Raw genomic sequence first — 10,270 nt, 5'->3', positions numbered from 1 at the left:
GTATCTACAGAGCATTTCACAAACAAATGAAATCCGGATGAAATCCTTTCCCTGTTACGGGTATGCCATCCGGATTGGTACAAAGCGTCGATTCTGGCTATATCTTTCCTCTGAATACGCGCTCAGCTGGTCCAGTCATGTAAACTCGTTGGTCTTGCTGTGACCATTCAATTTCCAAACAACCGCCGGGGAGTTCTACCGTAGCGCGAGCGTCGCTCTTGCCCGTTAACACACCGGCCACCACCGCAGCACAGGCACCCGTGCCACAAGCTAGGGTTACTCCAGCACCGCGTTCCCACACCCGCATCTTCAGATAATCGGGACGCACGACTTGGATAAATTCCGTATTGGTTCGTTGAGGAAATGCTGGGTGATGCTCGAACTGGGGGCCAATTGCTTCTAGGGGGATAGCGGCGACATCCTCAACAAACGTGATGCAGTGAGGATTCCCCATACTTACACAGGTAACTTCCCAGGATTGTTCTGCCGCTTGGAGGGGTACAGCGATCGCCTTTTGCTGCGCTTCAGCTAAAGTCGTGGGAATTTGAGCTGCCAAAAGCTGAGGCATTCCCATGTCCACCTTGACTTTGCCCTCACCTTCGATTTTGGGGATGATTACACCGGCTAAGGTATGAATCCGATACTCAGTTTTAGCGTCTGCCCCTTCCAGATCGGCGATAAACTGAGCTAAACAGCGAATGCCATTGCCGCACATCTCGGGCTCCGAACCATCGGAGTTAAAAATCCGCATGGTATAGTCAGCTGCCTCTTCTCCTGGCAGAGCGAAGATGACACCATCTGCACCAATCCCAAAATGGCGATCGCATAGCTGCACTGCTTGCTCTGATGAAATAATTGGTTGTCTGTCAGCGCGATTATCAATCAGTATGAAGTCATTCCCCAGACCGTGATACTTTGTAAATTCGATTTCCATATTGAGCTCCGGCTTAAAAAATTGATTATGGCTGAATTCGATACAGGTCTACCGAGCGTTCGTCAAATTCAAGGTTTGATTAAAGATGGAAAAGAGGTTGAGGTCAAAATTCTGACCCAGGATTCGCTGATTGGTCAACTGCTTTGGCAAGATTCAGATTGCATCTGTCTGGCGACCCAGGAGGGGATACGCACGATTATCTGGCGTCATGCCATCGCCTACATTAAGCCACAAGATGTTGAAGAAGGGAGTCGCGCTCTTCAAGTTAGGCAGTGAATGGGTTGCAGGTTGAAGGTTGCAGGTTGCAGGTTGAAGGTTGCAGGTTGCAGGTTGCAGGTTGCAGGTTGCAGGTTGCAGGTTGCAGGTTAACCTTGAACCTTCAACTTCCTAACTTTCAACCTGCTTAACACTCAATCCCCATTGCGTTGACTATCCAGGGGTAGATACTCTTGTAGAACTTCACTCACGGGAGCTTTGATGATAGGAATCGCCACGACAGATTGCTGAGTTTCGGGTGCAAGCCACTGCTGCAATTGACGCAGAGGATAGCTACCACCGCACAGCAGCAGGTGATCGCCAACTCGAATTTCAGCACGACCATCGGGGAATCGGATAAACTTCCCTTCGCGGCGAATCGCTTGTACTTGTACCCCGTACTGACGGCGCAAATGGAGTTCTGCAAGGGTTTTTCCATGTGCTGGACTTTCTTCAGGAACCAGCAACCATTGGCAAGGAGTGTTGATTCCGGGAATCGCCACTTCACCCTTAGCCAGTTCATTAAAAGCAGCAAGTTCATCGGGTTCTCCCACAGCTAAGATGCGATCGCCTTCTTGAAGTTGGGCTTGCTCACTGGGATAGTCAATTTCCTCCCCTTCGGCGCGACGAATCGCGACTAAGCTAACACCAGTCAAACGGCGGATATTGGCTTCTTCCAGGGTCATACCCTTGAGTGGCGAATTTTCCGGTAAAGCATACCACTTGCTATTCATCACCTCGGTTGCCGTGCGCAAATCCCGTGCAATCTGAGCAGGTCCTTGCTCTGGGCGTAAATCCAGGTAATGAGAACTGCGAATTTGCTCCATTTCCCGTTGAATCACCGAGGCTGGTAAGCCAATGCCAGAGAGCAAATGATTCGCCAGTTCCAAACTGGCTTCAAACTCTGGCTGCACCACCTCTCGTGCCCCCAGTTGATATAGGAGTTCAATATCCCGATCCGTATTGGCTAGAACCACGATATCGAGGTCGGGGTTGAGTTCTAGCGATCGCTTGAGACACAGTCGCGTACTCATCGGATCGGATACCGCAATCACCATCGACTGCGCCTTCTCGACTCCTGCTTTTTCCAATACGTGTAAGCTGGCGGCATTGCCATACACATAGGGAATTTGAGTCTCTCGCAATTGCTGAATCGCTCGCTCTGATTGATCGATGACCAATACAGGATACTTATGCTCCTGCATCAGGCGCACCAGATTACGCCCTCCCCGTCCGTAACCACAAATTACGACAGGCTCCGAAAGCTGTTGGACTTCAGGAGACACTTCCTTAGGAGCCTCCATAGGCTCAAAAAACCGCTTCAGGGACGGGAGTGACTCTATCCAGTTAAAAGCGATCGGAACCAAACGCAGGACAAAGGGTGTCACGACTAATGTCACCGCCGTTGTTCCCAAAATCAAAAGGTAAACGCGACGGGACACCAGTCCGAGGAACTGTCCCTCACTCGCAAGTACAAAGGAGAATTCCCCAATCTGAGTCAGCCCCAAACCGACAATGATTGCCGTCTTTAACGGATACCCAAACGCCTTCACCAAAGGCGTAATAATTAAAAACTTGCCCACTAAGACCAGGCAAACTAAGCCCAAAATCAACTCCAGATTGTTCCAGAGGAAAATGGGGTCGATGAGCATCCCGATCGCCGCAAAAAACAGAGCTGCAAAGACATCCCGTAGCGGCTCCACATAGGTCAGCGTTTGATCGGCGTACTCCACCTCACTAATCATTAAACCGGCAACAAACGCCCCCATCTCAATCGAAAGACCTAAATGCTCCGTCAGCAGCGCAATGCCCAAACACAGGGCAACAATTCCCAACAAAAACAGTTCCCGGCTCTCCGTTTTAGCCAGGAATCGCAACAGGTAGGGGATTAACCAAATGCCTGCTGCCACAGCCCCGGCAGCAAACAAGCCAATTTTTAACAGCGCTAAAGCGATCGCTACGCCGATCGCCTCTGCCGGTTTATCGAGGGCGGGTAAGACGGCTAGCATCAAGCCCAATGCCAAGTCTTGCACCACTAAAATCCCCAGCATGATTTGTCCGTGGAGCGTCTCTGTTTCGTTGCGCTCCATCAAACATTTGAGGACAACAGCGGTGGAAGACAACGACAAAATCGCTCCCAGGAAGACACCTTGGGCGGGGGTACTCACCCATCCCATGCCCAGGGATAACAACGCTGTGACAAGGATGGTCAAGGTAATTTGTAGCCCACCCCCACCTAATGCGATCGCCTGAACTTTTTTGAGTTCTGCCAGGGAAAACTCAACGCCCAGAGCAAACAACAAAAACGCCACGCCAAACTGAGCCAGGGTCTCGATCTGAACTAATTCTTTAATCAGACCCAGACCCGCAGGGCCAACAATCATTCCCCCCAGAAGATAGCCCAGTAGAGCGGGTTGACGCAAAAGCGCGGCGAATAGACCACCAACCGCAGCGGCGGCGAGGACGGACACGAAGTCAAGGATTAGTCTGAAGTCTTCTTGCACCGGTTCCTTTTCTGAGAAAATTATTAAGCTATATAAAGTTTAGAATACAAATCTTTCTAAGCTCTCCTGTAACCTGTCGGTACACTAAGAGCAAGCCTTCAGTGAAACGGATACCCATTCAAACAGAGGATGTAACAGATCATAGATTGAAACCATTGCCTAATCAGGCTTGTGCAATCCAAAATCTAAAATCCCAAATCCAAAATGGTATGAGGTACCCCTCTTGAATTGTAAAAAGTTAAACCTATCAAGAGCTATATTAGATGCACTCCCCACTCTCCTCCTATTCATTGAGTCAACTAGAGTGTCAGTCATATTTCAGGGAAAGCTGTTGGAAACTCTGTGACCAAGGTGCTAGTCTATCGGCTATTAGTAGCTATCTATATATTGAGTAGCTAAACTATTGTCAACAACTCGATAGGGAAGAATAACCTGTGCCGTCGAAGACTACTTTGTCTCAATCGCGCCCCCGCCGCAACTGGCTTGCTGTTGCTGTTTTGTGGGTACAACGTCAACGCGCTAACTGGGTACGAATCGGTCTCGCTCTTGGCATAGTTGCCACTTTCGTTGCTATAGCTGTGCCAGCACGAGCTGTGCAAGTAGGTTTGTCGCCCTCTAACCCCCAGTTAGGCGACACTTTGTCAGTGATTGTTCAGCAAGACCCTACCCTTAGCAGTACTCCAACTGTTAAGATGGGTCAGAAAACTTATCCAACTTTTGTCACGAGTTCGGGAAAGTTTCGAGCGTTGTTGCCAACCTCACCTTTGGATCAGCCTGGAACTTTACAGATTCAAGTTCAAGGAGGGGGTGAAGTCAAAAACTTAACTGTGCCGTTGCGAAATCGCTCTTTTCCTACCCAACGCATTCGGCTCTCAGGAGCAGCGGGGGCGGAAGCAACGCAGCATGAACTTGATCGCGTGGCGGCTTTCAAAAACCTAGAAACACCAGAAAAATATTGGAATGGGCCGTTCGTAAAGCCCAATAGCGGTCGAATTTCAACCGGTTATGGGCTTCGCCGCTATTACAATGGCGTCTTTGCGAAGGATTACTACCATCGTGGTGTTGACTATGCAGGTGGAACGGGTTCCCCCGTAATGGCACCGGCAGCGGGTCGAATAGCCTTGGTGGGAAGAGTATCTGAGGGGTTCCGGGTACATGGTAACGTAGTGGGAATTGACCACGGTCAAGGCGTCACCAGTATCATGATGCATCTCTCGCGCATTGATGTTCGGGAAGGGCAGATGGTAAAGGCTGCTCAAAGAATTGGTGCGGTGGGTTCAACGGGCGCAGCTACTGGTCCACATCTACATTGGGGTCTCTATGTTCATGCGATTTCGGTTGACCCAGCACCTTGGCGAGAGAAAGGATTTGAGTAGAGCTTTTTAAAGTTTTGCTCCAGTCTTCTCCTCTTGGGTTAGATTTTGTATGGTTTTGAGTATAGATTGTGGCAAGTTTTCCTCTTCAAAAGCAGCTACCGGGAAACACACTCCAACGTCATGAGTATTGAAAAAATCGTAGAACAAGCTCTTCAAGATGGCTACTTGACCCCAGTCATGGAAACCGAGGTGGGACGTATCTGTGATACGGCCTCGGAGCTTTCGATTGAAGAATATATGGCGTTGGATCGCCTGATGGGGGCGCTGCTGACAGGCGAAGTGGTGGCAGTTCCGCGTAAGCAGTTTATCAATGTAATGGAAGAGTTAGTACTCACGGAGGCAGTGGCTCAAGTCGCCGAAATCGAATCAAAAAGCGATCGCATCCTAGATGTTGGAGATGTCGCCGCCTACGCCCTTAATCGACTCCCTCCTCTGTATGCGACAACAGAAGAAGGTGCGAGATACCAGCGTCAGCGAGCCAAAGAAGAACTGCACGATCTGATCACCCAGCAAGTCAGTGCTGCCCTTGCCCGCAACCTGGATCGACCTGATTTTGGCTGTGAGCGTCAAGCACTGGGCAAAAGTGGTGGCAACGATGTTCTGAGGCAGGTGAGTAGCTTGTTACAGGTTTACGCACCTAACTTTGAGCCAACAGACCCTATCTACAGTATTGAGGAGTCACAAGTCATGAGTCAGGAGTTTTGATTTAAGCTCTGTTTATTAGAACAGTTAGGAGCTGAAAAAGGGTTGAAAGTTAAATCTTGCAACCTACAAGCTTGATTATTTGCGAACAATTACAGGTGTTCCTACACTCACCTGTTTATACAGCGCTCGAATATCAGCATTCCGCATCCGCAAGCAGCCGTGGGAAACAGCTTTCCCCACCAGATCTTCTTTATTGGTGCCATGAAACCCGATTTGATGTCGTTCGTCAGCCCAAAAACCAATCCAGCGATCGCCTAATGGATTGTTGGGGCCAGCGGGGAATATATCGCCGGTAATCGGTTGCTTCCAGACTGGGTTGAGTTGCTTGTGCAACACTTTAAACGTGCCAGTGGGAGTCTCCCAACCGGGCTGACCCACGGCAACTGGATACTTGCCAATCAGCTGCTTTCCCCAGTAACTGTAGATGCGGGCTTCACTCAAATCAACCACAATCCGAGAACTCATAGCAGCGATCGCCATTTTCAGAGAAGGGGTCGCGGGTAAGGCTCTTAACATCTTGGGTTTGGCTTGAGGCTTCACCCACAGCGGCTTAAGCTTAGGTTGCGCTACTGACAAGCACAGGAGCGCTGACCCGAAGCAAACTAACATCCAGCTTGTCTTGAGCGAGTAATTTATAGCCATCGTTACTCATTACCGTTAGCAGGCGGAAGTTCTACGATATCAAACCAGTATTCTCCTAATATATTCACGGCCTCGACTAGGGCGTCAAAGCTCATCGGCTTGATGAAATAGGAGCTGGCTCCTAACTCATAGCTACGACGTATGTCCTCCTCATTACTGGAGGATGTCAGTATCACAATGGGGATACGTCGTAAGTTGGGATCAGCTTTAATGGCTTGTAGTGCCTCTGACCCGTCTATTTTCGGCAAGTGCCAATCCAGCAAAATTAAGTCGGGCCGGGGTGAACTGGCTCTTTCGCTGTACTGGTGCCGACGGTGTAGATAGTCCAGTAGTTCCGCACCATCTTGGACAACGTACAAGTTGTTGAGCAGGCGACTTCTTTCCAGTGCCTGTTTCATTAAACTTTGGTCTGCGATCGCATCTTCTGCTAACAGAATAGTGATTCGCTTTCTGGGATTACTCACTTTGACCCTAACTCCATAGGGGTATTTGGCAGCCATGCTCTTTCAACGATAATCAACAAAAGTCTCCTGGCTCAATGTCAAGAGACGGGGAGTTGAAAGAAATCACTGACCCTTTTTCCGGAGACGTCCTATGCCAGCGAGAATTTTAATGCTAGCTCCCAATTGCGCGATCGCAACTCCTGTTTTGAGCCGTGTAAGCACGCTGTTGCAGCAACAGAGAAACTCAACTTGTCTAGAACCTTTCTAAGACTATCCTTTTGGAGGATGCTGTTGAGTGAACTAATAGTCATAATTATTGATTTACTAGTTACTCTTTGAGCAATCGCTTGTAAAATAAAAGATTTACTTGTTCATGCGGGAACCATTGATGAAAGTCGGGCGTCTTTGGGAGGAAGAAGGATGTTTTAGCACCCATTCCATCCATGAGCCAATCAATTCCTTTATCCTGGTCAACCGGTGAGGTAACACTTCCTCAACTACGTGAGGTAACTCCTCCTCAAGTATCGGTGCAACCTGACAAACTCCCTAACTATGACTTGATTTTGCGCTGTCAGGACGGAATGAGCCCTGATAGAGCTGCCTTTGCTGAGCTTTTACGGCGGTACCAATCCCATGTGGATAAAATTTTGTATCACTTGGCTCCAGACTGGCAGGACAGATCTGATTTGGCGCAAGAAGTCTGGATTCGAGTTTACCGGAACATTAAGCGGTTACAAGAGCCAGTTAAGTTCCGGGGGTGGTTGAGTCGGATTGCCACAAATCTCTTCTACGATGAACTACGCAAACGCAAACGGGTAGCTAATCCCCTCTCGTTAGATGCTCCGCGTCGCCTTGATGACGGTGAAATGGATTGGGAAATTGCCTCGGAAACGCCCAATCCCGAAGAAGACATGACAACACGAGAGTTTTATGAACAGCTCCGCGAGGCGATCGCAGACTTGCCAGAGGTGTTCCGCACGACCATCGTCCTAAGAGAAATTGAAGGCATGGCTTATGAAGAGATTGCCGAACTCACGGGTGTCTCTCTGGGAACTGTAAAGTCGAGAATTGCCAGAGCCAGAGCAAGACTTCAATCTCAGCTCCAAACCTATTTGGAAGCTTGAGCATCAGTCTGATTCGTTGTAGCGTGACCTCTAGGGGGTTGTTCGTTTATGACGGAATCTATAGAATATCAGTAAAATAGGCGCTTGCTATGACTCGGTGGTGATACGAAAATGAGCTCCAATTTTGACTCTGGTAAACAGTCTAGACAAGAAGCTGTCACACAAATGGATAGCTTGCAGCGCGATCGCTTTGAATTACTTAGTGCATACATTGATGGTGAAGGAACAGCAGCAGAGCGCAAACAAGTGCAAGAGTTGTTGGCAACTGACTCAGAGATGAAGCGCTTGTACACCCGGCTGATGAAGCTGCGTCAGGAAATCCAGCAGCTTCCTGTTCCAGCCCCCACAGCTACCGCGCAACAGACAGCTGAACGAGTTTTCTTAAGAGTTGACAGACGCCGGAATCGACGCACAGTAATCTGGGGAGGAGCAGCGATCGCGGCTCTATTTATGAGTGCTGTATCGGGAATTTTACCCGGTACTCGCTCCTTGGTGCCACAGTTGGCTCAGAATAATGTTTCTCAGCCTCCCCTGGAAATTGCACTCAACCAACCGGTAATCGAGATTCCGAAATCGGCTGTAGCCGATCCAGAAAAAGGCGTGCAGCCCTCGACACAACCCCACGATCTCTACGAGCATAAACTGAACTAATCGAGTTTAAACTTGAGTCCGATGTTTGGTGAAAGTGGCAGGCATCTTGTCTATCCGACAAGAACTTGACCAAATGGTTGTAGAGACAGGTTTAGGAATCTAAATCTATGGCTAATAAAAATGATTGGAAACCCGTCCTTTCTCCAGAAGTAAGGACGGGTTTTGTTTGAGGGTTATGGGTTATCCCTCTTTTGTCACTTCCGGGACAGAACGACGATTTTTGTAGGGGCGAAGCATTCTTGTCGCAAGTTTGGTGCAAAGCCTAAAAGCCTCATTCAAGAATGCTTCACCCCGGCTTTATGCCCCAAAATAACAAAAGAGGGATTAGTTAGACAAATTTAGCAAGCGATCGCGCCTGAAACTGCCATATAGCAATTCTCGTTTAAGTGAGGTACAGGGTAGGGGTATGGCAGTGCCTACCCCTAGAGGGTTAACGCTTATTCTTCCACTCGATAACCAAACTCTGACAGTTGGAGGCGAGATTGCCGCCATTTGGGCACTACTTTGACAAATAATTCTAGATAGACTTTACCCGCAATCAATTTTTGCATTTGTTCGCGGGCCGCGCTACCAATTTGTTTGAGCATACCGCCGCCTTTGCCGATCACAATTCCTTTTTGAGAGTCGCGTTCAACGTGGATAGTCGCGAGAATACGGGTAATTTTTGGGTCTTCTTCGACGATATCAATGGTAACGGCGACTGAGTGCGGTACTTCTTCACGAGTAAGGAGCAAGATTTGCTCCCGAATTAATTCCCCCATGATAAATCGTTCCGGTTGGTCAGTGACTAAGTCGGGGGGGTAGTAATAGGGCCCAGATTCGAGATGATCGATTAACAGTTGTTGTAAGGCTTCGAGTCCGTCACCCGTGAGGGCGGAGAATTTTGTAAATTTCCAGTTGTTTGGTGCCGCAAGTTGAGCGTAACTTTCATCCAATCGCTGGGAATCGGGGGGTTGTTCGTCCGATTTGTTGATGCCCAGAATTACGGGTGTTTGGGTGTGGGTGAGGAGTTCCACGATAAAGCGATCGCCTCCTCCCGATTCTACTGTTCCATCTACGACAAACAGCACAACATCCACTGAGTCAATGGCAATTTGGGCATTTTGCACCAATACTTTACCTAGTTGGTGATGCGGCTTGTGAATGCCTGGGGTATCCACAAATATCATCTGCGCTTCAGGTGTGGTTAGGATACCCCGCAGGCGGTTGCGCGTCGTCTGTGCGACGGGTGAGGTGATGGCAATTTTTTGCCCCACCAGTTGATTCATTAAGGTTGATTTGCCGACGTTGGGGCGTCCGATGATAGCGATAAAGCCGGATTTGAAGCCTTCAGGGGCTTGGGGAATACTCGACCCGTTTAGGATATCGTCCTGGTCGCTGTCTAAAAATGGGGTTGTTGTGTTGCCGTCTTCCATGCTGTGCGAGTTGTTGAGGTAGGGACAGGTCTTGTGCCTGCCCTGCTAACATTTGGGGTAACCACAAGGGATTACTCCTACAATTTCCTTCACTGTACTGCTGTCTTTTGTGTAGCGATCGCGAAATTTTGCATAAGTCCTCAAACAGCAGAGATATAGGAGACTAAGTGTGTCAGCTTTTAGTTGGTTGAGGGAGGAATAGTCCAGTGCATTGCCATCTT

Annotated in this window: 11 protein-coding genes; 5 read left to right on the top strand and 6 right to left on the bottom strand. The window is 48.9% G+C overall.

Features of this window, described 5'->3' with window-relative positions; translation table 11 throughout:
* Positions 1-97 precede the first annotated feature (97 nt).
* Positions 98-934 (bottom strand): diaminopimelate epimerase, encoded by an 837-nt coding sequence (gene dapF / locus V6C93_RS00075; RefSeq protein WP_333474596.1) that lies wholly within the window; start codon positions 932-934, stop codon positions 98-100.
* Positions 935-961: 27 nt separating this feature from the next.
* Between dapF and V6C93_RS00070 the strand changes: the two genes are divergently transcribed.
* Positions 962-1,210, top strand: coding sequence for an Hfq-related RNA-binding protein (locus tag V6C93_RS00070; protein WP_333474595.1), 249 nt, complete (start codon positions 962-964; stop codon positions 1,208-1,210).
* Between the two features lie 134 nt (positions 1,211-1,344).
* On the opposite strand, the gene V6C93_RS00065 is transcribed toward V6C93_RS00070, so the two are convergent.
* Complete coding sequence (locus V6C93_RS00065) at positions 1,345-3,693, bottom strand: cation:proton antiporter (protein ID WP_333474594.1); 2,349 nt, start codon at positions 3,691-3,693, stop codon at positions 1,345-1,347.
* Positions 3,694-4,145: 452 nt separating this feature from the next.
* On the opposite strand from V6C93_RS00065, the gene V6C93_RS00060 reads away from it, so the two are divergent.
* Both V6C93_RS00060 and V6C93_RS00055 read left to right on the top strand, forming a co-directional pair.
* Complete coding sequence (locus V6C93_RS00060; RefSeq protein ID WP_333474593.1) at positions 4,146-5,069, top strand: M23 family metallopeptidase; 924 nt, start codon at positions 4,146-4,148, stop codon at positions 5,067-5,069.
* 120 nt (positions 5,070-5,189) lie between these two features.
* Positions 5,190-5,774 carry a late competence development ComFB family protein gene (locus V6C93_RS00055; protein ID WP_333474592.1) on the top strand — a complete coding sequence of 195 codons (585 nt, stop codon included), beginning with the start codon at positions 5,190-5,192 and terminating at the stop codon, positions 5,772-5,774.
* Positions 5,775-5,849: 75 nt separating this feature from the next.
* Here V6C93_RS00055 and V6C93_RS00050 read toward each other — a convergent pair whose 3' ends face one another.
* From V6C93_RS00050 to V6C93_RS00040, 3 genes are all read right to left on the bottom strand, one after another.
* Positions 5,850-6,416, bottom strand: a complete 567-nt coding sequence (locus V6C93_RS00050) for a L,D-transpeptidase (RefSeq protein WP_333474591.1) — start codon at positions 6,414-6,416, stop codon at positions 5,850-5,852.
* 2 nt (positions 6,417-6,418) lie between these two features.
* On the bottom strand, positions 6,419-6,916 hold the full coding sequence (locus V6C93_RS00045; protein ID WP_333474590.1) for a response regulator: 498 nt from the start codon (positions 6,914-6,916) through the stop codon (positions 6,419-6,421).
* A gap of 92 nt (positions 6,917-7,008) precedes the next feature.
* Positions 7,009-7,170 carry a hypothetical protein gene (locus V6C93_RS00040; RefSeq protein WP_333474589.1) on the bottom strand — a complete coding sequence of 54 codons (162 nt, stop codon included), beginning with the start codon at positions 7,168-7,170 and terminating at the stop codon, positions 7,009-7,011.
* A 132-nt stretch (positions 7,171-7,302) separates the two neighbouring features.
* On the opposite strand from V6C93_RS00040, the gene V6C93_RS00035 reads away from it, so the two are divergent.
* Complete coding sequence (locus V6C93_RS00035; protein WP_333474588.1) at positions 7,303-7,983, top strand: sigma-70 family RNA polymerase sigma factor; 681 nt, start codon at positions 7,303-7,305, stop codon at positions 7,981-7,983.
* 111 nt (positions 7,984-8,094) lie between these two features.
* Entirely contained in the window at positions 8,095-8,634 is a 540-nt protein-coding gene (locus V6C93_RS00030) for a Fis family transcriptional regulator (protein WP_333474587.1), read from the top strand.
* A 437-nt stretch (positions 8,635-9,071) separates the two neighbouring features.
* Here the strand turns inward: V6C93_RS00030 and era are convergent, their stop codons facing one another.
* Positions 9,072-10,049 carry a GTPase Era gene (gene era, locus V6C93_RS00025; protein ID WP_333474586.1) on the bottom strand — a complete coding sequence of 326 codons (978 nt, stop codon included), beginning with the start codon at positions 10,047-10,049 and terminating at the stop codon, positions 9,072-9,074.
* Between the last annotated feature and the right edge of the window lie 221 nt (positions 10,050-10,270).

This window comes from Allocoleopsis sp., from assembly GCF_036703385.1.
In the GTDB taxonomy this organism is placed as follows: domain Bacteria; phylum Cyanobacteriota; class Cyanobacteriia; order Cyanobacteriales; family Coleofasciculaceae; genus Allocoleopsis.
This window is presented reverse-complemented; position numbering and strand designations above follow the sequence as displayed.

Excerpts from the sequence above, each read along its gene's own strand:
- dapF (WP_333474596.1), bottom strand. The coding sequence starts at position 934 with ATGGAAATCGAATTTACAAAGTATCACGGTCTGGGGAATGACTTCATA.
- V6C93_RS00070 (WP_333474595.1), top strand. The coding sequence starts at position 962 with ATGGCTGAATTCGATACAGGTCTACCGAGCGTTCGTCAAATTCAAGGT.
- V6C93_RS00055 (WP_333474592.1), top strand. The coding sequence starts at position 5,190 with ATGAGTATTGAAAAAATCGTAGAACAAGCTCTTCAAGATGGCTACTTG.
- V6C93_RS00050 (WP_333474591.1), bottom strand. The coding sequence starts at position 6,416 with ATGGCTATAAATTACTCGCTCAAGACAAGCTGGATGTTAGTTTGCTTC.
- V6C93_RS00045 (WP_333474590.1), bottom strand. The coding sequence starts at position 6,916 with ATGGCTGCCAAATACCCCTATGGAGTTAGGGTCAAAGTGAGTAATCCC.
- V6C93_RS00040 (WP_333474589.1), bottom strand. The coding sequence starts at position 7,170 with ATGACTATTAGTTCACTCAACAGCATCCTCCAAAAGGATAGTCTTAGA.
- V6C93_RS00035 (WP_333474588.1), top strand. The coding sequence starts at position 7,303 with ATGAGCCAATCAATTCCTTTATCCTGGTCAACCGGTGAGGTAACACTT.
- V6C93_RS00030 (WP_333474587.1), top strand. The coding sequence starts at position 8,095 with ATGAGCTCCAATTTTGACTCTGGTAAACAGTCTAGACAAGAAGCTGTC.
- era (WP_333474586.1), bottom strand. The coding sequence starts at position 10,049 with ATGGAAGACGGCAACACAACAACCCCATTTTTAGACAGCGACCAGGAC.